Genomic DNA, 25,296 nt, shown 5'->3' on the forward strand with positions numbered 1-25,296 from the left:
GCAGGTTGTCCATCCTATGCCGCTGAAGATGGCGGACCGAAATGCCCAGTGGGCGGTCACAACACGGACATTCGGCGTGATTAGCATGTCCAGCAGCGAGTGATATCGCGGTGAGGCTAGGATTCACCCGGTCAAGTTAGGTAAGGCTTACCTGATTCCGGGGGGTGCTCTGCGTGCGGCTGTACCTCACCGCGCTGAACCCGACCGACTCGGTCACCGATGGATTCCTGCCGGCCGCCCGCGCGCTCGGCTGTGAGGTGACGCTGCTCACCGACCGGCCCGAGCGGTACACCGGGGTGGAGGCCCTGCGCACCGACGTGCGCGACGCGCGCGCGGTCATCGACGCGATCGCCCGCCACCGCCGGCCCGACGCGATCTTCTCCGACTCCGACCACATCCAGCCCGAGACCGCGCTGGCCGCCGACTACTTCGGGCTGCCGGCCAAAGACTGGCGCGCCTGCCTGACCGCAAAGAACAAGGCGCTCATGCGGCGCCGGCTCGCCGCCGCGGGGGTGGAGCAGGTGTGGTCCGCGCAGGTGGCACCCGGCGAGCCGGTGCCGGATCCGCCGGCGTACCCGGTCGTGGTCAAGCCGCGCGAGGGGGTCGCCAGCGAGGACGTCGTGCTGGCCGCCGGCGCGGAGGAGCTGGCCGCGACGGTCGCGGGCATCCGCGCGCGGCGCCCGGGGGCCGCGCTCGTGATCGAGGAGTACCTGGAGGGCCCCCTGCACACCCTGGAGACCCTCGGCGACGGGCGCGCGCTCCACGTCCTCGGCGGCTTCCACACCACCCTCGGCCCCCTCCCGCACTTCGTGGAAGAGCGCCTCGACTGGGACCCGCGAGCGCTCCCTGGCCGGCCCGCCCCGCACGCCCCTGACGCGGGCCCAGGCCACCACGTCCCCACCGCCCTTGACCCGCCCCGGGGACCGTCCGTCCCGAACGCCCCTGACGCGGGCTCGGGCCACCGCGTCCCACCCACCCTTGACGCGCCGCGGGGACGGTCCGTCGCGGAAGGGGTCGAGGCGGGGCCGCGCGAGCATGTCGTGCGGGCGCTCGCCGCCATCGGCGCCGGGTTCGGCGCCTGCCACACCGAGTACGTCATCACCGCCCGCGGTCCGCGGATCGTGGAGGTCAACTACCGGCTCATCGGCGACACCTGCGGCTTCCTGCTCGCCGACCTGCTCGGGGTGCCGCTGTTCGAGCACATCCTGCGGGTGCACCTCGGCGAGCCCGCACAGACCCCGCCGCCGGTCTCCGGTCACGGCGCGGCGCTGAGCCTGGTCGCGGAGCGGGCAGGGGTCGTCAAGGCGGGGCCGGGCGACGTGGCCGAGACCATCGGCGGCGTGCGCCTGCGCCACCGCGCGTTGCGCGCGCCCGGGGACGTCGTGGAGCCGACCCACACCAACCGGGACTACCTCGGCATACTCCGCGCTGTCGGGTCCGGCAGGCAGGCTGTCGACCGCGCCATCGAGGCCTTCCGCGCCCGCGCCCCGTGGGTGGTCGAGTGACCCGGGCCACCGCCGAGCGCGAGGAGACCTCCTCCGGCCTCCGTCCCGGCGAGCCTTCCCGTGACCATCGCGCCCCGCACGGCCATGGCGGCCATGGCGGCCATGGCGGCCAGGACGGCCAGGACGGCCAGGACGGGGCGGGTGCGCCGGATGGCACGGACGGTCCCGGCGGTGCGCGGGACGCGGGGCCGCGCGAGCCGTATCTGGCCGCCCGGGTGCTGGACGCGCTGGTCCGCGAGGACTACGGCGGCCTGGCCTCCCGGATGACCCGCACCAAGGACGGCGTCCAGCTCGTGCTGCCCTCCGGGCGGCGGGTGCGCCTGACACCGGGCCATCTGTACCAGGACTTCAAGGTCGCCCGCGGGCAGTCGCTGACCCTGGCCGAGGTGCTCGACGCGCTCGTCCAGAGCGCCGCGCCCGGGGACGCGGAGGGCGTGGCCGCCTTCGCCGCGGAGTGCCGCGCGGCGCTGCGCGCGTACGAGCTGCACGACCCTCGCCGGGACGAGATCCTGGCCCGCCTGCGCTCCGTTCTGCCGGCCTCCGCCCACGCCGGCGATGAGGCGTCTTTCAGCCGGACGGTCGCTTACGAGACGCTCGCCGCGTTCGCCGACCATCCGGTCTACCCCACCTCGCGCGCCCGCCTCGGCCTCGCCGACGACGAGGTCGCCGCCTACGCCCCCGAGTTCGCGCCGATTTTCCCGCTGCGCTGGGCGGTCGTGCCGGTCGAGCGGGTGACCAGGCCGGCGGCCATGGGCGCGCTTCCCGCGTGGTGGCCCGCGCACGACGCCGAGCACCTGCGCTTCCCGGTGCACCCGCTGACCGTGGCCGCCGTCCGCGCGATGCCCGGTGTGCTGCTCCTGGACGAGCCGTACCTGGCGGTGCGTCCCACGCTGTCGATGCGCACCGTGGAGGTGGACCCGCGCACGCACCTCAAGCTGCCCCTGACGACGAGCACGCTGGGCGCGCGCAACCGGCGGTCCATCAAACCGGGCACGCTGGAGGACGGCGCGCGGGCGGAGCTGCTGCTGCGCGAGATCCTGCGCCGCGAGGACGGCCTGGACGTGCTGGTCGCCGACGAGCAGACCTATGCGCACGCGGGGCACGACCACCTCGGCTGGATGCTGCGCAGGCTGCCCCCCGGCGAGATCGTCCCGGTCGCCGCCCTGACCGCGCCGTTTCCCGGCGGCGGCCGGGTGATCGACCAACTGGCCGCCCGTTACAGGGGCGGCGAGGTGGCCGCGTTGCTGGCCGACTACCTGCGCGTGCTGTTCACCTGGAATGTCCGCCTATTCGTCACCTATGGCGTCGCGCTGGAGGCGCACCAGCAGAACCTCGCCCTGGTCTTCGACGAGGACGCGGGGCCCGGCGCGGCGATGCGGTTGCTGGTCAAGGACGACGACGGGTTGCTCGCCTCCCCGGAACGGCTGCTCGCGGCGGGGCTGGAGGTCCCCGCGTTCGCCGACCCGCGCATGCTCAACGGCGACCCGCACGCGCTCGCGGACGTGTTCGTCACGATCACCCTGCACCTGGCCGCCGCCGCGGTGGCGTTCGGCGCGGGCCACGGCGAGCTGGTCGCGCCGGCGCTGGAGAGCGCGCTGGCCGAGTACGGCGGCGACCCGGTGGCGCGGCTGCTGCGCGCCCGCACGCTGGACGCCGCCCGCCTGGTCGGCAAGTCCATGGTCAGCGCCGGAACCCTGGTGGCCCGATCGCGCATCGTCTCGGCCGACATCAACAAGCACTACGGCGCCAGCGGGCCGAACTACCTGCGCCACCACCTCCGGCGAGAGGCCGACCATTGAACGGCGTCGTATGCGACTCCGCCCTCGGCCCGGACGCCGGCGACGCGACAGGCATGAAGCACGTAGAAGGCGCAGAAGGCGTAAGGAACGCGAACCCGGCGAATGACTCAGGGCACACGGATCCGGCGAAAGGCCCAAGGCGCACGGATCCGGCCGAGGGCGCAGGGAACGCGGGCCACGCGACTTACAGGAAGGGAACAGGCAACGCGGGCGAGACGGAGGGCGCGGGGAACACGGACCACGCGGAAGGCGCAGGGAAGGCCGAGGGTGCCGAGCCGGCGTGGCGGCGCGCCGCGGAGCGGGCGACGCTGGCGGCGCTGCTGCGGTGCTGCGTGCGGGAGGTCGCCGGACCGCGCGGACAGGTCTGGGCCGCCGCGCCGTACCTGCTGCTGCGGCTGGCGGGCACCCTCATCCGCGTGCCGGCCTCCGGAGGGATCGCACTGCGCTTCGACGGCGACGCCGAACGGCTGTGGCACGGCGCCTGGCGCCCGCTGTCGGCCGACCACCTCGTCCGCCTGGTCGAGGCCGAACTCGGCGAGATCCCCCCGGTCGACGTCGAACGGGACGAGCTCCGCACGGTCGACGCCGAAGCCGAGGAGATCCGCCCGGTCGAGGCCGAACCAGGCGAGGCCCGTCCAGGTGGGACTGAGCCGGGCAAGGTGCAGTCGGTCGGGGGCGAACCCGAGGAGATGCGCGCGGTCGAGGGCGAGGTGGGCACGGCTTCGGGGGACGGTGGGGCGGGCGACTTCGGGGCCGGTCGGGGGGAGGACTCCGCCGCCGGTCGGGGGGAGGGCTGCGTCGCGGCTCGGCCCGTGCTCCGGCGTAACGAGGAGTTCGCCGGGCAGGTCGCCGCGAGCCGTGCGGCCATCGCGGTCATGCTGCGCGAGCGGGCCGGCGCGAAGCCTCCCCGAGATCCGTGGCTGGCCTCGGAGCAGGCGCTGGTGCTCGGGCACCCGTTCCACCCCTCCCCCAAGTCCAGAGGCGGCGCGGGGTGGGCCCGGTACGCGCCGGAGGCGCACGCCGCGTTCCCGCTGCGGCTGCTGGGCGTGCGGGACGACGTGCTGGCGACCGGCGGCGACCCCGGGGCCCTCGACGGGCTCGGCGAGGCGCCGCCCGGGTACACGCTGCTCCCCGCCCACCCGTGGCAGCTCGAGCTGCTCGCCGCCGAGCTGGCCGCCCCGTTCGCGGACGGGCGGCTGGTGGACCTCGGGGACGCCGCGCTGCCCGCGGTCCCGACCTCCTCGGTGCGCACGGTGTACGAGCCGGCGATCGGCAAGTGCCTGAAGTTCAGCCTCGACGTGCGCATCACCAACTGCGTGCGCAAGAACGCCTGGTACGAGCTGGCCTCGGCGGCCGAGGTGAGCGCCCGGCTCGCGCCGGTGTTCGCCGGCCTGGCGCGGCGCCTGCCCGGCACCCGCTGGCTGCCCGAACCGGGGTACCGCTCGGCGCTGCTCGGGACGCGCCTGCTGGAGGGGCTGGGCGTCATCGTCCGGTCCAGCCCGTGGGAGGTCGCCGGTCCCGGGGTCACCCCGATCCTCGCCGGGACCCTGGCGGCCCTGGGCGCCGTCCCGGAGGGCGAGGCGCCGGAGCCGGCGGCGGTGGTGACCGCGCTGCGGCGCGAGCCGGTGCGGTGGTGGGGCGCGTACGTGGATCACGTGGCGCTGCCGGTTCTGGACGCCTATTTCGGGCACGGCGTGGTGCTGGAGCCCCACCTGCAGAACGTCCTGGTCGGCATCGACGCCCACGGCATGCCAATTGAAGCGATATTTCGGGACATGGAGGGCACCAAGCTGGTCGAAGGCCGCCACGACCTGTCCGGGCTTCCGGATCCGGTCACCAGGGCCGCCACCTACGACGCCGCGCGCGGCTGGAACCGCGTGGTCTACTGCATCATGGTGAACCACCTCCCCGAGATCGCCGCCACCGTCGCGGGAACGGCCGCGCCGCACGCCCGCGACGACCTGCTCCACGAGCTGTGGGCGGACGCCCGGGGGCGCGTCGCCCGCCACGCCGGCCGCGGCCGGCTCCCGCTCCCCCTGCGCGACCTGCTGGCCGGAGCCCCGCTGCCCGCCAAGGCCAACCTGACCACCCGGTGGGCCCGCTCGGCCGACCGCGACGCGGGGTACGTCCCCGTGGCCAACCCGTTCGCGGGGGTGCCGGCGTGAACATCCCCGACCGGGTGCGCGAACGCGCCGAACGCCTCGCCGACGCCCTGCCCGCCTATGTGTACGACCTGGCCGCGCTCGACCGGCACGCCGCCGCCGTCCGGGCGGCCCTGCGGGACGTCGAGCTGTACTACGCCGTCAAGGCCAACCCCGACCCCGCCCTGCTGCGCACCCTGGCCCCGTACGCCGACGGCTTCGAGGTGTCCTCCGGCGGCGAGGTCGCGCACGTCCGCTCGGTGCTGCCGCGGGCCCGCCTCGCGTTCGGCGGCCCGGGCAAGACCGACGCCGAGCTGGCCCTGGACGTCCACCGCCTGCACGTCGAGAGCCCCGGCGAGCTGCGCCGGCTCATCGAGGCCGGAGCCCCGGCCGACGCGCTGCTGCGGGTGAACCTGGCCGTGCCGGTCGAGGGCGCCGCACTGGCCATGGGCGGCGGCGCGACGCCGTTCGGCATGGACCCCGGCGGGGTGCGGGAGTGCCTTTCGCTGCTGCGCCGGCAGAACAGGGTGCGGCCGCGCGGCCTGCACGCCCACCTGGCCAGCGGCCTGCGCGCGCCCGACCTGCTCGACCTGGCCAAGGCGATCCTGGGCTTCGCCCGCGACCTGTCCGGCGAAGGGCATCTCCCGACGAGCCGGGACCTCGGCCAGGACGCGCCGGCCGTGGAGGTCAACCTCGGCGGCGGCATGGCCGTGTCGTACCACGACCCGTCCGAGCTGTTCGACTGGGAGACCTACGGGCGGGGGCTCGCGGAGCTGCGCGAGCCTGGCGAGCTGTTGCGCGTCGAGCCCGGCCGGGCGCTGACGGCGTACTGCGGCTGGTACCTCACCAGGGTGATCGACGTGAAGCGCGTCCACGGCGAGGTCTTCGCCGTGGTCACCGGCGGCACCCACCACCTGCGCACCCCGGCGGCCAAGGGCCACGACCAGCCGCTGGCCGTGCTGGCGACGGGCCGCCCCGGCACGGGCGCGACCGCCGAGCCGGTCACCGTGGTCGGCCAGCTCTGCACCCCCAAGGACGTCTTCGCCCGCCAGATCCCCATGGCGGTCAACGTCGGGGACATCGTGGCCTTCGGCCTGGCCGGCGCCTACGCCTGGACCATCTCCCACCACGACTTCCTCATGCACCCCAAGCCCGGCTTCCACTACCTCACCTGAACCGGAGGAGAATTTCCGAAATCGAGGCCGCGGGTCAGGCGCTCTCCGCCGCGATGGGCATGGGCGGCGGAGAGCCGTCCGAGGAGGACAGGGCGGACGGGGCGGACGGGGCCCAGAGGGTGGACGGAGGCGGAGCGGACGGCGCGGACGGCGCGTCCGGAGGACAGGCCGCTGGTGAGGGGGACGCCGCGGCGGCGCACGGCCCGGAAGGGGGATGGACGCCGGGATGGCCGAGATGATGGAGCGCATGGGGAGGAACTTCGCGTTCTTCATCGGCTACGAGGTGCCGGGGTTCTCCCGTTACGCGGTCGACGTCGCCGCGCTGCGAGCGTCGGGGGTGCGGGTGGTGCCGGCCGTGGGCGAGGCGTCGCAAGGTGAGCCGCCGTACCGGGCCACCACCGCGCTGGCCGGGCTCCTCGGCGCCGAGCCGGTCGCGTTCCCCGGCGACCACGGGGGCTTCGGTTCCGAGCACGTGGCCTTCGCCACCCGGCTGGACCAGGCGCTGTCGGCGTCCTGACCCACCGCCCGCCTCCCACACCCCTGGACAGGACTTCCTTGATCGCGAACGGACCTGCGACCTGCGGCCGGAGCCTGCATACCTGCCCGCGCGACGGATGCCGGGCCGCGCGTACCGCGCCACGGGCACGGAGCGGGGGTGCCAAGCGGGATACCCGGGTGCGGGCGATACGGTCGAGGGCATGTCGCGATCATCGGACGCAGAGGTGTCCCCGGAGCCGGTCCCTCCTTCCGCCTCGTCCTCGCCGGCCGTCACGGCGGACGATCTCGACCGGACCGTCCTGATGGCCGTGGAGACCCTGCGGCGGGTGCCGGAGGACGCCTGGCGCCAGAGGGCCGGCTCGCTGGAGTGGGACCGCTGGGAGACCATCCAGCATCTGAGTGACGACTTCTTCTCCTACGCCATCCGGCAGGGCCCCAGGACGCCGTTCGTGGACCGGCACCTGCCGCTCGTCTGGGAGAGCCGCAGGCCCGGCGGCCCGGCCAGCGCCTTCCGCTCCGACCCCGAGGCGGGGCCGGAGGGGCTGTTGCGGATGCTGGAGGCGACCGGGGCGCTGCTCGCCGCCATCGTGCGCACCAAGCCGCCGCACACCCGGACGTACCACGTGTACGGGGCGTCCGACCCCGAGGGGTTCGCCGCGATGGGCGTCGTGGAGGCGCTGGTCCACGTGCACGACGTCGTCGACGGGCTCGGGCTCGCGTGGGAACCGCCCGCCGACCTGTGCGTTCGCGTCCTCGCCCGCCTGTTCCCCGACGCTCCGGACGACACCGAGCCCTGGCCCACCCTGCTGTGGGCGACCGGCCGCGGCGAGCTTCCCGGACGTCCGCGTCCGGCCACCTGGCGCTGGTACGGCGCCCCTCGCGCGTGACTCTTCCACCCTCGCCTTGTCAGCAGATTTTCCGATTTCCGTGACTTGCCGGGAAATCGAGCGATTAGGCATAGCGATTTCGCCCTCCCTTCACGGCGTTCCCGCAATTGCCGCAGCCTCGGCGCCTTCTCGCAATTGCGGCCGATCGGCTCTCCTGCGGAAAGCGGCGAACGTTTGTTGCGAACATTCCCTTCCACGGGGTAAGGATCGAACGCCAAGTGGGGATGGGCACCAGGGGGATTCGCCGCAGAGAGGGCGGGGCTATGTCCGAGAAAGCACATAACTCCGAAATAGACGATGAAAGCGGATGCGGGACACCGCAGAGAACAGCGGATTCGGCACCGGTCAAGGCTCCTGTCACCGATCGAGATCGGGCCGATGACGATGAGCGCCGATGACACCGTTTCCGAGAAGCGCGCGGCCGACGACGCCGGCCTGCTCACGGTCCTGCGCCGCCACCTGCTCGCTGAAGGCGTCCGCTGCCGCGTCTTCATGAGCATGCGCCTGGCCATCGGCACCGAGGCGATCCCGGCGCAACGTGCCTGCCATCCGCCCGAGCTGACCGTCTACGGGCCGGACGGGAAGGCACGGGCGAAGGTCACGGTGCGCACGAGGCTGTGGGGCACCGCGTTCCTGGTCAGCCCGGCCGGGGACGCCCCGGAGTTCCAGTTCCCCATCGGCCAGATCTGCGAGACCCTGCGCTGGCTCTCGCTGCTGGCCAAAGACGAGCTCTCGCTCGACGCCCCGGTCGGCTCCGGCCCCGAGTGAGAACACCAGGTGAGAACACCGGCAGCGGGTGGGGCCCGGCCGTCACCCGTCCATGGGAACCGACTCGATGAGGCGGACCAGGCCGGCGGAGTCGAGCAGGTCCACCGGGCGGACGGTCTGGTTGGCCCTGACGTAGTGGAAGGCGGCGCCGACCTTCCCCAGGGGAACTCCGGCGAGGTGCGACCAGGCCAGACGGTAGGCGGCGAGCTGCACCGAGGCGGCCCTGGCTGCGCCGCCGCGCGGACGCTCGCCGGTCTTCCAGTCGACGACCACGTACCCGTCGCCGTCGGCGAAGACCGCGTCCATGCGGCCGCGCACCAGCCGGTCGGCGATCATCGTCTCGAAGGGGACCTCCAGGTCGACCGGCTCCAGAGCCGCCCACGGGCTCTCCTCGAACCGCGACTGCAGCTCGGCGAGCTGGGCGTCGACGCCGGACAGATCGTCGGAGGCGCCGGGCAGCTCGAAGTCGTCGATCAGCCGCTGCTGCCCCCACCGTCCCTCCAGCCAGCGGTGGAAGGCGGTGCCCCTGCGCGCGAGCGGCGCGGGCTTGTGGGGCAGCGGACGGCGGATCTGGCGGGCCAGCGCCGCGGGGTCGGCCGCCAGGGTGACCAGCGAGGACACCGTCAGATGCGCGGGCAACTCCACGACCGCGCCGCCGCGCCGCCTGCTCTGCTCGCGCTCGCGGAGCAGCAGCTCGGTGTCGCGCGCCCAGGCCCGGACGCGCTCGCGCTCCCACTCTTTCAGCGGAAGGTCGTCCAGCGACGGCGTCGACGGCACCCGTGAGGTCGCCGCGTCGGAGGACACCGACCCCGAAGGCGCCGGGTCCGAGGGAACGCCGTCGGAGGACGCCGCATCGGAGGACGCCGCATCGGAGGAGGCTTCGTCGGAGGAGGCTTCGTCGGAGGACGTCTCGTCCGAGCGGGCGCCGCCGGAGGACGCCGCGTCGGACAGGACGGCGCCGGGACGCGGGGACGGCGGCGGAGGGGCGTCCCAGGAGGTCGTGTGCGGGGGGACCTCGGGCCAGAAGTCATCCTCGGCGGGATCTTCCAGGGGCGGGAGATCCTCGGCGACGGCGTCGTCGAGGGGCAGGTCATCCCAGGGGAAGTCCTCCGGGACGTCGTCGTCCCAGGGGACCTCCTCCCACGCGAAGTCGTCCGCCGGGAGCATCGGGGGCATCGGGGGCATCGGGGGCGAGGCAGGGCCGCCGGGAGCACCCACCCCCGCGGCGACGGCGGGCCCGCCCGGCGACTCGGAGCCGCTGGAGAAGGCCGGGCCATCAGGCGACGCGCCCGAGAGCACGGGGTGGTCCGAGGACACGCCGGACGAGACCGGACGATCCGGAGATGCCCCCGAGGAGTCCGGACGATCCGGGGATGCCCCTGAGGAGGCCGGACGATCCGGAGATGCCCCCGAGGAGTCCGGACGATCCGGGGATGCCCCTGAGGAGGCCGGACGATCCGGGGATGCCCCTGAGGAGGCCGGACGATCCCGGGATGCTCCAGAGGAGGCCGGGTGGCCGGAAGACACGCCAGAGGAGGCCGGGTGGCCGGGGGACGCGCCCGAGGAGTGGTGCGGGGAGGCGGCGAGGGCGGCCAGGACCATGTCGGCGCCGGTGCGGACGGCCTCGTACCGCTCGCCCTCGGGGGTGGCCGGCCAGGCGGCCGAAGCGGGCTCGGCCAGCAGGGGGTTGGCGGCGTCCTCCTCGACGTCCGGCGCCCAGTACGCCACCTGCCCACAGGAGTCGCGGACCTCCCGCAGGAAGCTGGAGGGCTCCAGCGGCCTGGCGGCCGACCCCCAGCGGTACCCGGAGGCGATCAGCAGGTAGTGGGCCCGCGTGACGGCGACGTAAGCCAGCCGCCGCTCCTCCATCAGGTCGCGCTCGCGGCAGCGCTCGTCGAACTCGGCCAGGTCGTCCTTCTCCAGCCCTTCCAGGGCCGGCAGGTCGGCCCGGTCGCCGCGCAGCGGGTAGGGGAGCTTGCGGGGGTTCTCCGTCCACCGGGAGTTGGTCGCCGGCGTCGCCGGGAAGACGCTGCCCTTGGCCAGGCCGCCGCGCTGGGTGGTGAGCTGCGAGAGCCCCGGCACGATGACGACCGGCCACTCCAGGCCCTTGGAGGCGTGGACGGTCATGAGCTTGACGCTGTTGGTTTCGCCCACCCGCCCGGCCTCCAGGCCGAACTCCTCCGACTCGGCCGCCTTGAGGTAGGCGAGGAAGGCGCCCAGGGTCGGGTCCTCGGCGTCGCCGGCGAACCGGGAGGCCGCGTCGAGGAAGGCGTCCAGGTCGGCGCGGGCGGCCAGCGGTCCGCCGCCGCGAGATGCCACCTCGACGTCCAGGCCGACGCGCCGCTCGATCTCGGCGATCAGGTCGGGCAGCGGCTGCCCGGCGTGGGCGCGCAGGACGCGCAGCTCGTGCGCCAGGCGCGGCAGCCGCGCGCGGGCGAGCGGGGAGAAGCGTTCGAGCCACTCGGAGCGGTCGGCCAGCTCGTCGAGGGCGTCGACCAGGCTGCCGCGCTCCTCGCGCATGTCGACGACGACCTGTTCGAGCGGGTCGTCGGCCGCCGGCCCGCGGCGGGTGGCCATGGTCAGCTCTCTGGCCAGGTCGCCGAGGACCTTCAGGTCGGCGGGGCCGATGCGCCAGCGCGGCCCGGCGAGCAGGCGGACGAGCGCGTCGCCCGCCGTCGGCTCGTACAGGACGCGGAGCGTCGCCACCAGGTCGGCCACCTCGGGGACGGTGAGCAGGCCGCCGAGCCCGACGACCTCGACCGGGATGCCGCGCGCCTCAAGGGCCCGGCGCAGCACGGGGAACTGGGCCCGCTTGCGCGCCAGGACCGCGACGTCCTGCGGCTGCAGGGCCATGGCCCCGCCCCACGCGCCACCCGGCTTGAGCTTGTCGCGGAGCTTGTCGCGCTCACCCTCGCCCCACGGCAGGCCGTCCGGGGCGATCTCCCTGCCGAGCATGCGGGCCACGCCGTCGGCGATCCACGCCGCCTCGTCCTCGGCGGTGTCGTGGAAGGCGCACACCACCCGCCCGCGGGCGACGCGGTTGCCGCCGGGGACCAGGACGGGCACCTCGCGGGCCTCGGCGCGCAGCGGGCCCTGCACGCGGGCGGCGACGTCGAGCACCCGCTCACCGTTGCGGAAGCTGACCGAGAGCCTGCGCACGGGGGCGGGCCGGCCGGTGGCCGTCGGGAAGTCGTGGACGAACCGCTTGAGGTTGCCGGAGGAGGCGCCGCGCCAGCCGTAGATCGACTGGCAGGGGTCGCCCACGGCGGTCACCGGGTGGCCGCCGCCGAACAGGGCGCGCAGCAGGACGAGCTGGGCGTGGCTGGTGTCCTGGTACTCGTCCAGCAGGACCACCGAGAACCTGCCCCGCTCGATCATGCCGACATCGGGGTGGCGGTCGGCGATGCGGGCAGCGAGCGCCATCTGGTCGCCGTAGTCGATGACCTCCCGCCGGCGCTTCTCGCGCTCGTACGCCTCGACCAGGGGAAGGAACTGCTCGCGGATGTCCTGCGTGCGGACCGGCCGGCGCTGGGGCAGGGTGGGGCGGCCGGTGAGCCGGGCGTAGCGCTCGTCCAGCCAGTGGCCGATCTCGCGGACCTCCGCCGGGGAGCGCAGGTGCTCCGACAGCTCGCCGGCCAGATCGAGGACCGCGGCGGTGACCGAGGGCGGGGCGAGGTCGACGCGGTCCATCGGGCCGTCGTACCGGCCGACCACCCGGGCCGCCATCTGCCAGGAGACGGCCGGGCTGACCAGGCGCATGGTGGGCTCCATCGCCTCGCGCAGCGCGTGGTCGGTGACCAGCCGCGCGGCGTAGGCGTGGTAGGTCGAGACGGTCGGCTCGGCCTCCAGCAGCTCGGCCGGGGCCAGGCCGACCTCGGCCAGCCGGGAGAGCCGCTTGCGCACGCGGGCGGCCAGCTCGGCGGCGGCCTTGCGGGTGAAGGTGAGGCCGAGGACGTGTTCGGGGTGGACCAGCCCGTTGGCGACCAGCCAGACCACCCGGCCGGCCATGGTCTCGCTCTTGCCCGACCCGGCGCCGGCGACGACGACGGTCGGTTCGAGCGGCGCCTCGATGACGGAGGCCTGCTCGGGCGTGGGCGGCGGGATGCCGAGCTTCTCGGCCAGCTCGGCCGGGCTGATCAGCGCGGGCCTGGTGTCGTCCGGCCCGGCTGCGGGTGAGGACGGGCGCGGGGAGGGGTCGGGAGGGGGCGTCAGCACACCTGGCCTCCGCCGTCGTTGACGGGGCAGCTGGCCTTGGCGGCGCAGGTTCGGCACCCGTCGTTGACCGTGGCGGTGAACACCCCGGAGGCCATGCCGGTGGCGACGGTGCTGACCAGCGTCTTGGCCCAGCCGGGGTCGGGGTCGTCGCCGAGCGCGCCCTGCCGCTGCTCCTTGGCCTCCTTGCCCGCGGCCTTGCCGACCTGGACGAGCGCGGCGCCGCCCGGCTCGGTCATGCCGTGGCGCTCGAACGCCCCGAGCAGCGTGGCGAGCTGGTAGACGCCGAGCTGGGGGTGGCGGTCGAGGTCCTGGTCGGACGGCTTGGTGGTGCCGGTCTTGATGTCGATGATCACGGCGCGGCCCTCGCCGTCGCGTTCGACGCGGTCGACCCGGCCGCGGATGTGCACGCCGTCGGACAGCTCGGCGGTGAAGGCCTCCTCGACCGCGACCAGCTCGCGGGGGTTCTGCTCGTGCCAGGCGAGGAAGCGGGCGACCATCTGCTCGGCGACCTGGCGCTGCTTGCGGTTGAACCACACTCCGCCGAAGTCGAGGTCGCCCCAGACCTCGTCCAGCCGCTTGCCCAGGGTGTCGCCCTCCTGCCCGGCGACGGCGAGGACGGCGATGGCGTGGATGACGCTGCCGAGGCTGCGCGACATGTCGGTGCCCGAGGCGCCCACGGCCGTCTCGAGCAGCCAGCGCAGCCCGCACTTGGTGAAGTTCTCCACCGCGGACGGGGAGACCCGGACGACGTTTTCCGGCCAGCTCAGCGGACGGTCGTCCGAGAGCGGGGTGAGCGCGTACCACTCGTCGGGGTGGGCTCCCGGGACGCCCGCCCGCGCCAGGCGGGCCAGGTGGGCGGCGGCGGCGCGGCGCATCGGCTCGGGCCTGCCGGGGTCGCACACGGCGGCCCGCAGGTCGGCGACCAGGGCGGACATGCTGAGCCAGCGGGCGCGGTCGTCGACGGCGGCCTCCTCGACGGCCCCGGGCAGCAGCTCGGTGAGGAACCGCGAGGGCCGCTCGTCGGTGTCCTCGCCGCCGACGGCGGTGACGACCAGCCGGCGGCGGGCCCGGGTGGCGGCCACGTAGAACAGCCGGCGCTCCTCGGCCAGCAGCTTGGAGGCCAGAGCGGCCCCGGCGGCGTCGGCGCCGTCGAGCGCGGAGCCGCCGGCCCGCTCGACCATCTCCTGGACGCCGAGCAGCGACCCGCGCAGGCGCAGGTCGGGCCAGACGCCCTCCTGCACGCCGGCGACGACCACGATGTCCCACTCGAGGCCCTTGGAGCGGTGGGCGGTCAGGACGCGGACGGCCTCGCCGTCGGGCGCGTGCTCGGCCAGGGTGTCTCCGGGGATCTCCTGGGAGGACAGGTCGTCCAAAAAGACCTCGGGCCCGGCGTGCGGGAGGCGGTCGACGAACCGCGCGGCCTGGTCGAACAGCGCCACCACGGCGTCGAGGTCGCGGTCGGCCTGGGCGCCCCGCGCGCCGCCGGCCAGGCTGGCCTCGGTCCAGGCGTCGCCCAGCCCGGACGCCTGCCAGACCGCCCACAGAGCCTCCTCGGCGGTGTCGCCGCGCTGGACCGCCTCGCGGGCGACGGCGATCAGCCGGGCGACGCGCTCGGCGCAGGCGGCGACGTGGTCTTCGACCGGGACCAGCTCGCGGACGTCGCGCAGGGCCGCGACCAGCAGCTCGTCGGACGAGCGCGGGGGCGGCTGCGGCGTGCCGTCGTCCGCGGAGGCCGCCGCGAGCTCGGCGGCCCTCAGCGCACGGCGCAGGCGCCGCACGCCGATGGCGTCGGTGCCGCCGACCGGGCCGGTGAGCAGGTCTTCGGCCGTCGCGACGTCGAGCGCGGAGCGGTGGAGCGCCACGCGCAGCAGGGTGACCAGCGGCCGGACGCCGGACTGCTGGACCAGCGGCGCCTCGTCACCGGCCACCACGACCGGCACTCCGGCGGTGAGCAGCGCGCGGCGCAGCATGGGCACCTGCCGGCTCGCCGAGCGCACCAGGACGGCCATGCGGCTCCAGGGCACCCCTTCGAGGAGGTGGGCGCGGCGCAGGGTGTCGGCCACCACGGCGGCCTCCTGGCTCTCGCTGTCGGCCAGCAGCACCCGGACCTCGCCAGGGTCGGCACCCTCGGGGGTGGTGAGCTCGCGATGGCCGTCAGCGCGCGAGCGCGCGGGCGAGGACGGCGACTCGGCGCCGGGGACGGCGGGCGGGGCCGGCAGGCGGGCGGCGACGCGGCGCGAGGCGGCGAGCAGATCGGGACCGCTCCTGCGGCACACCCGCAGCGCGATGACCGGCGCCTCGCGGCCCTCGGCGGTGCGGAACCGATCGGGGAAGCCGAGGATGCCGCGCACGTCGGCGCCGCGGAAGCCGTAGATGGACTGGTCGGGGTCGCCCACGGCGACCAGGTCGCGGCCGTCGCCGGCCAGGCGCCGCAGCAGGAACTCCTGCGCGGGGTCGGTGTCCTGGTACTCGTCCACGAACACGACGTCGTAGGCCGCGCGCTCGCGCCGCCGCACCTCCACGTCGTTCAGCAGGCCGGCGGCGGCGCGGATCAGCTCGGCGTAGTCGAGGGCGGGGGTGGGGTCCAGGTCGAAGCGGTCGGCGTACCGGTAGGCGAACCGGCCGGCCGCCGCCCAGTCGGGCCGGCCGTGCTCGCGGCCGAGGACGACCAGGTCGTCGCCGTCCAGGCCGCGTTCGGCCGCGCGGGCGAGGAAGTCGCGCAGCTCTTCGGCGAACCCGCGCGTCTTGAGCGCCTCGCGCATGCCGGAGGGCCACTGCGCCGCGCCGTCCTCCAGCTCGCCGTGCAGCAGGCGGCGGATTTCCAGGAGCTGTTCGGGGCCGGTCAGCAGCCGGGGTGGCGGGTCGCCCGCGAGCACGGCCTCGCGGCGCAGCAGGGCGTAGGCGTAGCTGTGGAAGGTGAGCGCGAGCGGCGTTCTCGTGGTGCGGCGCATGCGCGCGGTGATACGCTCGCGCAGCTCTTCGGCGGCCTTGCGGCTGAAGGTGAGGACGAGCACCCGCTCGGGGTCGGTGCCGCGCCGCTCGACGCGGTCGACGACGCTCTCGACGATCGTGGTGGTCTTGCCGGTGCCGGGGCCCGCGAGCACGAGCAGCGGGCCGCCCTGGTGGCGCACGACCGCCCGCTGGTGCTCGTCGAGAGCAGGAGGCATCGCCTGCCCCGCGCTTCCCCGCCGCACCAACCGGTACGTCTGACCACTCACAGCACGCTATTCCACCAGACCACAGGTGTAGATCGTGCCGACTCGAGCGGTACGGTGCCCGATCCGGCCGCCGACCTGGGTGACAGGTCACGATATCGAGGCATTCTCCGCATCGCCGATCCGACACGCCGACCGCGCCGGTGATTCGTTGGCCCTGCGGGTTGGCACGCGTTTGGACCTGTTGACCCGGCCCTTCCGTTGGCAGGCTGACCGGACCGAACAACGTCCACGAAGAGCACCGACCGCCCGGACCCGTGGAGCACGGGCCCCGGCGATGCGGGAGAGGAGCGCGGTGGCCATGGGACCGCGGAAGCACGACGGCCGGCTACTAGGACCACGCAACAAGGACGAACGGCCGGTGGGACCGCGCGACCACGACGGCCGGCCGGTGAAATCGCGGAAGCAGAACGGCCGACCAGCCGGCGGCGCGCGGGCGGCGGCCGGCCGGTGGGGCCGGGCGCGGGGCGCGGCGGGCGCCGCGACGGCGATGTTCTGCGTCGGGACGCTGGCCGCGGTGTCCCCGGCGTTGCACCACTACCCCGTCTACGGCGGCCAGGCCCTGCGCTACGCGCTGGGCGGGCTGGTGCTGCTGGCGGTCATGCGGGCGCGCGGGCTGCCCCACCTGCGGCTGACCGGCAGGGAGATGGGGCTGATCGCGTTGCTGGCCGTCGTCGGGCTGGCCGTCTTCAACGTTTTTATCATCGAGTCCACCCGGCACGCCGACCCCGCGACCGTGGGGACGGTCGTCGCGACCGTGCCGGTGGTCCTCGCCCTCGCCGGGCCGCTCATGGAGCGGCGACGGCCCTCCCCGCATCTGGTGGCGGCGGCCGCGATCGTGGCGGGCGGCGCAGGGGTGGCCACCGGGCTCGGCGGGGGCACGCCCCTCGGCGTCGTGCTGGCTCTGGGCGTGCTCGCGTGCGAGGTGGGGTTCTCGTTGCTCGCCGTGCCCCTGCTGGCGCGCCTGGGCGCGGTGCGCGTCTCGGCGTATGCGACGATCGCCGCGGTGCCGCTGCTGCTGGTGGCGGGCGTGGCGGTGGACGGACGGGCGGCGCTGCGCGTTCCCACGGCGGGCGAGGCGACGGCGCTGGTCTACCTGGCGGTCGTGGTGACCGCGTTCGCGTTCTTCTGCTGGTACGACGCGCTGCCCCGCCTCGGGGCCGAGCGCGCGGGGCTGTTCTCCGGTTTCCTGCCGGTCGGGGCCATCGTCGGGACCGTCGTCCTCGGCACCGGCCGGCCCAACGGCGCCGAGATCGCGGGCGCGGCGCTGGTCGTCGCCGGACTGATCTTCGGGCTGCGCCCGCGCCGCCGCCGCCCGGAGGCGGCCCCGCCGCGCGAGCCGGGCGGTGATGGTGTAGTCCTGAGCGGGAGGCCCTGTGCCGGCCAGGAAGGAGCACCTCGGTGACAGATACGGCGGCCGTGGCGAGCCCGGTGGACTTCACCGTCCACGGGGACTACGGCCTGAAGAAGTCCACCAGCGCGACCGGCGCGTTCACCCGCCCGCCGTACGGCTTCCGCGACCGCGTGAGCGCCGACGGCGGCAGCGGGTACCCGGCCGAGCCGGGCCGCTACCACCTCTACGTGTCGCTGGCCTGCCCCTGGGCGCACCGGTCGATCATCGTACGGGCGCTCAAGGGGCTGGAGGACGTCGTGTCGATGTCGGTCGTGGACCCGGTCCGCGACGGGCGCGGCTGGGCGTTCCGCGAGGGCCCCGGCCACACGGCCGACCCGGTCAACGGCTTCACCCTGCTGCGCGAGGCGTACGAGGCGAGCGATCCGGGGTACGACGGGCACGTGTCGGTCCCCGTGCTCTGGGACCGCCAGAGCGGGCGCATCGTCAGCAACAACTTCCCCGACATCTCGATCGACCTCGGCACCCAGTTCGAGCGGTGGGCCGACACCTCCGTCGACCTCTACCCCGCCGACCTGCGGCCGCAGATCGACGAGCTGAACGACCGGGTGTACGCCACCGTCAACAACGGGGTGTACCGCTGCGGCTTCGCCACCGGCCAGCAGCCCTACGACGAGGCGGTCCAGGCCCTGTTCGCGACCCTGGACGAACTGGAGGAGCGCCTCGCCTCCGGCCGGTACCTGTTCGGCGACCGGCTGACCGAGGCGGACGTGCGGCTGTGGGTGACGCTGGTGCGCTTCGACGCGGTGTACGTCACCCACTTCAAGGCCAACCTTCGCCGCCTGGTCGACTACCCGAACCTGTGGGCGTACGCCCGCGATCTCTACCAGCGCCCGGCCTTCGGCGGGACGACCGACTTCGACCACATCAAGCGGCACTACTACCAGACCCACCCTCAGATCAACCCGTCCCGCATCGTCCCGGCCGGTCCGCTGACCGACTGGACCGCCCCGCACGGCCGCGGCTGACCGAGCCGCCCGTCCCCCGACCCCCGGCCCCTGACCACCCGGCCCTCCACCACCCGGCCCGCGATCAGCCGGCCCGCGATCAGCCGGCCCGCGATCAGCCGGCCGAAGAGTGGCGCGCTGTTCCCGCATGCTCTCCATCCGGATAAGAGCCACTTCAGAGCATTTTTCCGTACATGTACGGATGTACCTACGGATGTTCAACCCTCACGCGCGCACCTAGCGTCTCGGGCGCGGGCCGGTTCGCTCCCGGCCCGGGACGCGAGAACAGGAGCGCCCTGACGTGACATTCCCGCCCCTCCCGCCGTAGCCGTCGCTCCCGCCATGGGAGATGTTCTCCGGCGGATGGCGCGGCCAGACCCCCCGCCCATACCGCTCCGTCCGCCGGGCTCGCCATTCATTTCTCTCATCACCCCCCAATCCCACCTGTCATGCCGCCGGGCTACCCCCCTGCGGTGCGACGGCCGTGCCCGCCCGACCGGCGACCGGCGCAGGTGGGAGGCAGAGAAAGGAAGAACGCGCATGAGGCGCAGAGCTCTACTGGCCGCCGTGGCCTGCGTGGCCACGGTCGCCGTGGTGGCACCCGCCACCCCCGCGGGCGCCAAGCCCTCGCCCGGGGCCAAGAAAGAGGTCAACTCCTCCGTCGCCGCCGCCGAGCGCGCCGCCGCGGACCCGTCACAGCGCGCCGCGGCCGCCGCGGATCAGGCCGTGGCCAGCGGCCTCGACGACCTCCGGCTGAGCCTGAACGAGGTCTACAAGCGCACCAACGTGACCGCCGGCGCGGGCGGCGTCTACTCCGTCGCCTACGAGCGCTCCTACAAGGGCCTTCCGGTGGTCGGCGGCGACGCGGTCGTGATCGCCGACTCCTCGGGACGGGTGCGCGACACCGCGGCCGCCTCCGCCGCCATGCCCACCGGCCTGTCGACCACGCCCACGGTGAGCGCGGAGAGCGCCACCGCGACCGCCAAGACCAAGCTGGAGCGGGTGGACGACAGCGCCGCCCCACGCCTGGTGATGCTCGCCTGGGGCAAGAAGCCGCGCCTGACGTGGGAGGCGACGGTCTCCGGCATCGCCGCCGGCAAGCCGAGCATCCAGCACGTCTTCGTCGACGCCGCCACCGGCGAGATCGCCGACTCCTACGACGACGTGCGCGCGGGTACGGGCAACGGCTACTACTACGGCAGCGTCACGATCAACACCAGCGGCTCGGGCACCTCGTACTCGATGACCGACTCCACCCGCAGCGGCCTGCGCTGCGGCGGGCAGAACGGCTCGGCGTACACCGGCACCGACGACGCCTGGGGCAACGGCTCGGGGACGAACCTGGAGACCGCCTGCGTCGACGCCCTGTACGGCGTCCAGCGCGAGTGGGACATGCTGGGCTCGTGGCTCGGCCGCAACGGCATCAACGGCAGCGGCGGCGGCTTCCCGACCCGCGTGGGCCTGAACGACGTCAACGCCTACTGGAACGGCAGCTACACCAACTTCGGGCACTCGCAGGACGGCGCCCGCCAGGCCACGCCGATCGACGTGGTGGCCCACGAGTTCGGCCACGCGATCTTCCAGACCACCCCCGGCGGCGCCGGCTCGGGCAACGAGAACGGCGGCATCAACGAGTCCACCGGCGACATCTTCGGCTCGCTCACCGAGGCCTACGCCAACAACCCCAACGACCCGCCGGACTACCAGGTCGGCGAGGAGGTCAACCTCGTCGGGGACGGGCCGATCAGGTACATGTACAACCCGTCGCTCGCCGGCGACCCCAACTGCTGGTCGTCCTCGATCCCGAGCACCGAGGTGCACTCGGCGGCCGGCCCGCTCAACCACTGGTTCTACCTGCTGGCCGAGGGCTCCGCGCCGGGCGGTGGCAAGCCGAACAGCCCGATCTGCTCCAGCGGCCCCTCCTCGGTGACCGGTCTCGGCATCCAGAAGGCCGGCAAGATCTACATGGGCGCCCTGCAGCGCAAGACGTCGAGCTGGCGGTACGCCAACATCCGCTCGGCCTCCCTCGCGGCGGCCGTGGAGCTGTACGGCGCGACGAGCACGGAGTGCGCGACCACCAAAGCGGCGTGGAACTCGATCAACGTGCCCGCGCAGTCCGGTGAGCCGTCCTGCACCCCCAGCTCCAGCAACGACTTCTCGCTGACGCTGAGCCCGACCGCGGGTTCGGTGGCCCCGGGCTCGTCGGCCACCTCGGCGGTCGCCACGGCGACCACCGCGGGCAGCGCGCAGACGGTCGCGCTGTCGGCGTCCGGCCTGCCCTCCGGCGCGAGCGCGAGCTTCAGCCCGTCCTCGGTCACCTCGGGCTCGTCGTCCACGCTGACCATCTCCACCAGTAGCTCGACCCCGGCCGGCACCTACAGTGTGACGATCACCGGAACCGGGACGGGCGCCACCCACACCGCGGTGTACTCGCTGACCGTGACGGGCACCTCCGGCACCCGCACGTTCACCAACGGCACCGACTACACCATCAACGACGGATCCACGGTCACCAGCCCGGTCACCTCGACCGCCAGCGGGAACGCGGTGTCCCCGGTGCAGGTCAGCGTGACCATCAACCACCCCTGCGCGTACGACCTGGGCATCCGGCTGCGCGGGCCGAGCGGGACCTACTACACGCTGAAGTCCAGCGGCAGCGGAAGCTGCGCGTCCTTCGGCACCCGCACCTACTCGGTCGCCGTGAGCCAGGTGGCGGCGGGCCAGTGGGCGCTCGAGGTCACCGACAACTACCTGCTCGACACCGGCTACCTGGACACCTGGACCATCACCGTCTAGGCCGGCGCACTTCCAGGCCCCCGGGATCGCACCTGGTCCCGGGGGCTTCCGCGTGCCCGGCGGCGCCGGCGCGCCGGCGCCTCCCCGGCCTGGACATCTTGGTCAGACGGGCAGAGTGACCTCGGTCCTGGAGCGGACGCCGAGCTTGCGCAGCACGGTGGCGACGTGGCTCTCGACCGTGCGCCTGGACAGGAACAGCACGTCCGCGATCTCCCGGTTGGTGCGGCCGAGCGCGACCAGCCGGGCCACCTCCCGCTCGCGCTGCGACAGCGCGCCGGCGCCGTTGCGCAGCGGCCGGTTGGCGCGCGGACGGGGAAGGTGGATCTCCACGCCGATGTCGCGCAGCACGCGCCGGCACCGGGCGGCGTCGTGGGTGGCGCCCATCTCGCCGTACCGCTCGGCCAGTTCGGTGAAGGCCGCGGCGGCGCCGCCGTCGCCGAGGGCGAGCCTGGCCCTCGCCTCCCCCTCGCCGGCCCGCGCCGCCGCGTACGGCTGCGGCATGGCCGTGTAGGCCTCGCGGGCCTGCGCGTAGCGGGCGGCGGCGTCGGCGTGCCGGCGTTCGGCGGCGGCCAGGGCGCCGCGTGCCACCTCCAGCGCGGCGTCGGCGTTGGGCGCGATGCGCCCGGCGATGCCGCGGGCGTACTCGGCGACCAGGTCGGCGGCCCGGCCCGTCCGCCCGCCCCAGACCATGGCCGCGACGGCCGAGGGCACCAGGCCGGCGCCCCACACCCAGACCCCCTTGCGGCGCAGCAGGCCCACCGCCCGTTCGGCCTCGGTGACCGCGCGGTCGAGCGCGCCGCGGGCCAGGTGCAGCTCGATCATCCCGCCGGCGGCGGCCAGCACGATGGGGACGTACCGCGCCTCGGGCGCGTCGAGGCCGGCGCTGTGGAAGTGCTTGGTGGCCTCGTCCCACTCTCCGGTGGCCACGGCGAGCCAGCCCAGCACCAGCCACAGGTCCACCACGATGAGCGGCGTCTCGGTCGCCAGCTCCCCGAGGGCGGCCGCGCGGTCGCGCAGGCCCTCCCAGCGGCCGGTCAGCCACTCTCTGCGGATGGTCGAGACGTCCAGCAGGTAGGCGGGGTACTTCGCGCCGGTCTCCGCGGCCAGCCGCCGCCCCTCCCGGCCGAACCTCTCGGCGGCGGCGTAGTGGCCGAGCGTCGTCGCCGAGTCGTGCAGGTTGCAGTACGCGCGGGCGGCCTCGCGCCGGACCGCCGTCGATGGGTCGCCGGAGGGCAGCGTCGCCGCCACGGCGAAGGCGCGGGGCGAGCCGATGATCATCTCCAGGGAGGCCCGGTTGGCCAGGACGGCCGCGGTCAGCTCGGGGTCGTCGGCGGTCGCCACGAGCTCCTCGGCACGCTCCATCCACTCCTGGTGCTTGGCCAGCGGCTCGACGCCCCACCCCGGCATGGCCAGGCTCGCCCAGCCGCGGGCGGCCAGGGTCGGCCGGTGGCTCAGCTCGGCGCAGGCCGCCATGATCTCGGGACGGCCCGCCGCGGTGTCGCCGGCCTGGTTGGACAGCACGACCCCGAGGCTCAGCCGGGCCTCGGCGCGCAGGTCGCGGGACAGGAAATCGTCTCGCAGAACGTGGCGCAGCAGCCGCACCACCCGCTGGTGGGACAGGCCGGTCGCCGCGAAGCGGCCGAGCATCAGGGCGAGTGGGCCGCGTTCGGGCGCGGGCAAGCCGGGATCGTCCAGCATGCCCTCGATGACCTCGACCGCCACGGCGGTGTCGCCGAGGGCGGCGGCCTGTTGCGCGGCGGCGGTGCCGTGGCGCAGCCACGCCTCGGTGTCGCCGGCGTGCCGCGCGTGGAAGGCCAGCTGCACCATGGGCGGGGAGTCCATCGCCAGCAGCGCGCCCATCGCCCGTTCGTGCCCGGACCTGCGCTCCGGCCCGGGGATCGCGTCGTACACCGCCTGCTGGGCCAGCGCGTGGCGGAAGCCGTACCGGCCGCCCGCGTGCTCGTGCAGGACCCCGGCCCGCAGCGCCTCGCCCAGCCCGGCCGAGGTGCCGCCGACGGCCGTGAGCAGCTGCTCGCCCGCGGGGAGCCGCAGCAGCGCCGCCGCCTGCACCGCGCCGACGGCCGCCGCCGACAACCCGGCCATGCGGTCGGCCATGGCCTCGCGCAGTAGCAGCGGCACGGCGGCGCGGTCGAGCGCGTCCGGGTCCAGCGCCCCGGGCAGGGACCGCACGACCTCCTCCACGACGAACGGGATGCCGGCCGTGCGCTCATGCAGCCGCTCGACGAACCGGGACGACAGGTCGGACCTGTCGAGCAGCGCCCCGGCCAGGCTCGCCACGTCCGAGACGTCCAGCGGGGCGAGCGGCACCACGACGCTGGTGGTGTCGGGCTGGTGGCGGTAGGCGCGGCCGAGGGGGGAGCGGCCCGCGCCCTGGTCCTCGCGCCGGTAGGTGGCCACGAGGGTGACCCCGGCGGGCGGCTGGTCGGCCAGGAAGCGCAGCAGATCGCGGGTGCCGTCGTCGGCCCAGTGGAGGTCCTCGATGACCAGGACGGCGGGCGCGACGGCGGCCAGCAGGGCGCGGATGGCGCGGAACACCCGGTGCCGCTCGGCCCGGGGGTCCTCAAGCGGGGGCGGGGATGGCGGCAGCGCGCCGGACAGTTCGGGCAGGTAACCGCGCAGGGCGCCGGTCACCGGGTTGAGCGCCCCGGGCTCGGGGAGCCGGCCGGCGATGTCGCGCAGCGCCTCGAACACCGGGCCGTAGGGGAAGGGCTCGCGGATCTGGTGGCAGTGGCCGAGCAGGACGGCCCGGTCGCCGGAGGCCAGCCGGCCGAGCGCGGCGCGGACCAGACGCGTCTTGCCGATGCCGGCCTCGCCCTCGACGAGGACCACGGCCGGCGGGCGGGTCATCGCGTCGATCAGAGCCCGCAACTCGGAGGCGCGGCCTACCAGTGCGGGCGCGGGCACGCCGCTCATCCACTGCTCCAAGGTACGGGTTGCATGACCCCCCGGGTCAGTTATCCACGTACCGTCGGTCAAGGTCAACCCTTGGGCGTAACAGGCTTGTTGCGGAAGCGGTCAATCTGAACTGTTCGGGCATCTGACCACAGAGGGTTCCGCCGCCCGCCTCTGTCGTCAGGTGAACCGGCAGGCCATCGGGAGGCACCCGCCGCGCCACGGAGAGGAGCGCGACGGAGACCAGGAGGCCGCGCTCGCCCGTCCGGCCTTCCCGACACTCACCGAGACGCTCCGTTTCCCATCCGCCGCCCTGATCGCATGGTTTCGCCCGGCAGCCGAGAGATATCAGTTCTTCAGCCGCCCTGAACCCCCCGAAGTCGGCTGTCTCTGATTTCTCCTATTCTCGCGACCTCATGCGGACCGTTACCGCACAGCCAAACACCGGTGCCGTTCCGCTCGGCCGGCGTCAGACCGAGCTGATGACGGGGACACAACGGCCAAATGCGGTGAAACTCGTCGATGTAGTCCGCTTGAAGGTTCGCGGCGATCTCCAGCAGAGTGTCCAGGAATCCGATTCCAAAGACCTCCCGGCCATGAACAACGACTCCCGGACCCTGGACGCAAAACGACGGAGCCGGCGACACAGCGGGAGTGACATCCCAGTGGACGGTGGCGGGAACATCTGAAAGCACCAACCGAAGAGCGTGCCTGGAACAGGCCGACCGCAGAGCCAGCAATCGCTCTCGAAAGGAGTCTCCGAAGATCGAGCCGTATTCCGCGTGGATTCGCCGCAACTCTGTGATCGCGTCCATGCCGAGGCGATCCACCTCGACATCCAACGCCTCGTCCTGTCGCAGAAGTGAGAGCCATTTCCCGAACTCGTCACCAGGATTCAAGCGCTCCCCTTCCTGAGAAGAACCACCGGGCTGGATACCCGACCGGCCGGCCTCGACGAAGAGGCGGTTCCGGGGCGCCCGAACGGGCGGGCCCCCGGAGTATCCTCAACTCCGGCGGAAACAGGAC

At 74.2% G+C, this 25,296-nt stretch carries 14 protein-coding genes; 10 read left to right on the forward strand and 4 right to left on the reverse strand.

Annotation, left to right across the window (positions count from 1 at the left end; translation table 11 throughout):
• Positions 1 to 173 precede the first annotated feature (173 nt).
• The 7 genes from ACWEN6_RS33415 (at position 174) to ACWEN6_RS33445 (ending at position 8,773) form a co-directional block, all read left to right on the forward strand.
• Positions 174 to 1,505, forward strand: a complete 1,332-nt coding sequence (locus ACWEN6_RS33415) for a siderophore biosynthesis protein (protein ID WP_452575855.1) — start codon at positions 174 to 176, stop codon at positions 1,503 to 1,505.
• Entirely contained in the window at positions 1,502 to 3,304 is a 1,803-nt protein-coding gene (locus ACWEN6_RS33420; RefSeq protein ID WP_452575857.1) for an IucA/IucC family protein, read from the forward strand. Before ACWEN6_RS33415 ends, ACWEN6_RS33420 begins: the two co-directional genes overlap by 4 nt.
• 332 nt (positions 3,305 to 3,636) lie before the next feature.
• The gene (locus ACWEN6_RS33425) at positions 3,637 to 5,469 is read left to right on the forward strand and encodes an IucA/IucC family protein (RefSeq protein ID WP_452575859.1); all 1,833 of its coding nucleotides are present in this window, start codon (positions 3,637 to 3,639) and stop codon (positions 5,467 to 5,469) included.
• A complete protein-coding gene (locus ACWEN6_RS33430) occupies positions 5,466 to 6,620 on the forward strand; it encodes an alanine racemase (protein WP_452575861.1) in 1,155 nt (384 codons plus the stop codon). Before ACWEN6_RS33425 ends, ACWEN6_RS33430 begins: the two co-directional genes overlap by 4 nt.
• Positions 6,621 to 6,846: 226 nt before the next feature.
• Positions 6,847 to 7,137: a hypothetical protein gene (locus tag ACWEN6_RS33435; protein WP_452575863.1), complete on the forward strand. Its 291-nt coding sequence runs from the start codon at positions 6,847 to 6,849 to the stop codon at positions 7,135 to 7,137.
• 181 nt (positions 7,138 to 7,318) lie between these two features.
• On the forward strand, positions 7,319 to 8,005 hold the full coding sequence (locus ACWEN6_RS33440; protein ID WP_452575865.1) for a hypothetical protein: 687 nt from the start codon (positions 7,319 to 7,321) through the stop codon (positions 8,003 to 8,005).
• Positions 8,006 to 8,383: 378 nt separating this feature from the next.
• Positions 8,384 to 8,773, forward strand: coding sequence for a hypothetical protein (locus ACWEN6_RS33445; RefSeq protein ID WP_452575867.1), 390 nt, complete (start codon positions 8,384 to 8,386; stop codon positions 8,771 to 8,773).
• A gap of 42 nt (positions 8,774 to 8,815) precedes the next feature.
• On the opposite strand, the gene ACWEN6_RS33450 is transcribed toward ACWEN6_RS33445, so the two are convergent.
• Entirely contained in the window at positions 8,816 to 12,913 is a 4,098-nt protein-coding gene (locus tag ACWEN6_RS33450) for a UvrD-helicase domain-containing protein (protein WP_452575960.1), read from the reverse strand.
• A 68-nt stretch (positions 12,914 to 12,981) separates the two neighbouring features.
• Positions 12,982 to 16,155: an ATP-dependent helicase gene (locus ACWEN6_RS33455; protein WP_452575962.1), complete on the reverse strand. Its 3,174-nt coding sequence runs from the start codon at positions 16,153 to 16,155 to the stop codon at positions 12,982 to 12,984.
• 349 nt (positions 16,156 to 16,504) lie between these two features.
• Between ACWEN6_RS33455 and ACWEN6_RS33460 the strand changes: the two genes are divergently transcribed.
• The 3 genes from ACWEN6_RS33460 (at position 16,505) to ACWEN6_RS33470 (ending at position 21,357) form a co-directional block, all read left to right on the forward strand.
• Positions 16,505 to 17,608 (forward strand): DMT family transporter, encoded by a 1,104-nt coding sequence (locus ACWEN6_RS33460; protein ID WP_452575869.1) that lies wholly within the window; start codon positions 16,505 to 16,507, stop codon positions 17,606 to 17,608.
• A complete protein-coding gene (locus ACWEN6_RS33465; RefSeq protein WP_452575871.1) occupies positions 17,605 to 18,582 on the forward strand; it encodes a glutathione S-transferase family protein in 978 nt (325 codons plus the stop codon). The genes ACWEN6_RS33460 and ACWEN6_RS33465 overlap by 4 nt, the downstream gene beginning before the upstream one ends.
• Before the next feature lie 519 nt (positions 18,583 to 19,101).
• Positions 19,102 to 21,357 carry a M4 family metallopeptidase gene (locus ACWEN6_RS33470; RefSeq protein ID WP_452575873.1) on the forward strand — a complete coding sequence of 752 codons (2,256 nt, stop codon included), beginning with the start codon at positions 19,102 to 19,104 and terminating at the stop codon, positions 21,355 to 21,357.
• A 102-nt stretch (positions 21,358 to 21,459) separates the two neighbouring features.
• Here the strand turns inward: ACWEN6_RS33470 and ACWEN6_RS33475 are convergent, their stop codons facing one another.
• Positions 21,460 to 24,291, reverse strand: a complete 2,832-nt coding sequence (locus ACWEN6_RS33475; RefSeq protein ID WP_452575875.1) for an ATP-binding protein — start codon at positions 24,289 to 24,291, stop codon at positions 21,460 to 21,462.
• Positions 24,292 to 24,626: 335 nt separating this feature from the next.
• Positions 24,627 to 25,169 (reverse strand): hypothetical protein, encoded by a 543-nt coding sequence (locus tag ACWEN6_RS33480; protein WP_452575877.1) that lies wholly within the window; start codon positions 25,167 to 25,169, stop codon positions 24,627 to 24,629.
• Positions 25,170 to 25,296: the final 127 nt, after the last annotated feature.

This window comes from Sphaerisporangium sp. NPDC004334, assembly GCF_053602655.1.

Bases quoted from the DNA above. Each gene is read 5' to 3' on its own strand.
- ACWEN6_RS33455 (WP_452575962.1), bottom strand. From the start codon at position 16,155: ATGCCTCCTGCTCTCGACGAGCACCAGCGGGCGGTCGTGCGCCACCAG.
- ACWEN6_RS33470 (WP_452575873.1), top strand. From the start codon at position 19,102: ATGAGGCGCAGAGCTCTACTGGCCGCCGTGGCCTGCGTGGCCACGGTC.
- ACWEN6_RS33435 (WP_452575863.1), top strand. From the start codon at position 6,847: ATGGCCGAGATGATGGAGCGCATGGGGAGGAACTTCGCGTTCTTCATC.
- ACWEN6_RS33460 (WP_452575869.1), top strand. From the start codon at position 16,505: ATGGGACCGCGGAAGCACGACGGCCGGCTACTAGGACCACGCAACAAG.
- ACWEN6_RS33440 (WP_452575865.1), top strand. From the start codon at position 7,319: ATGTCGCGATCATCGGACGCAGAGGTGTCCCCGGAGCCGGTCCCTCCT.
- ACWEN6_RS33445 (WP_452575867.1), top strand. From the start codon at position 8,384: ATGACGATGAGCGCCGATGACACCGTTTCCGAGAAGCGCGCGGCCGAC.
- ACWEN6_RS33475 (WP_452575875.1), bottom strand. From the start codon at position 24,291: ATGAGCGGCGTGCCCGCGCCCGCACTGGTAGGCCGCGCCTCCGAGTTG.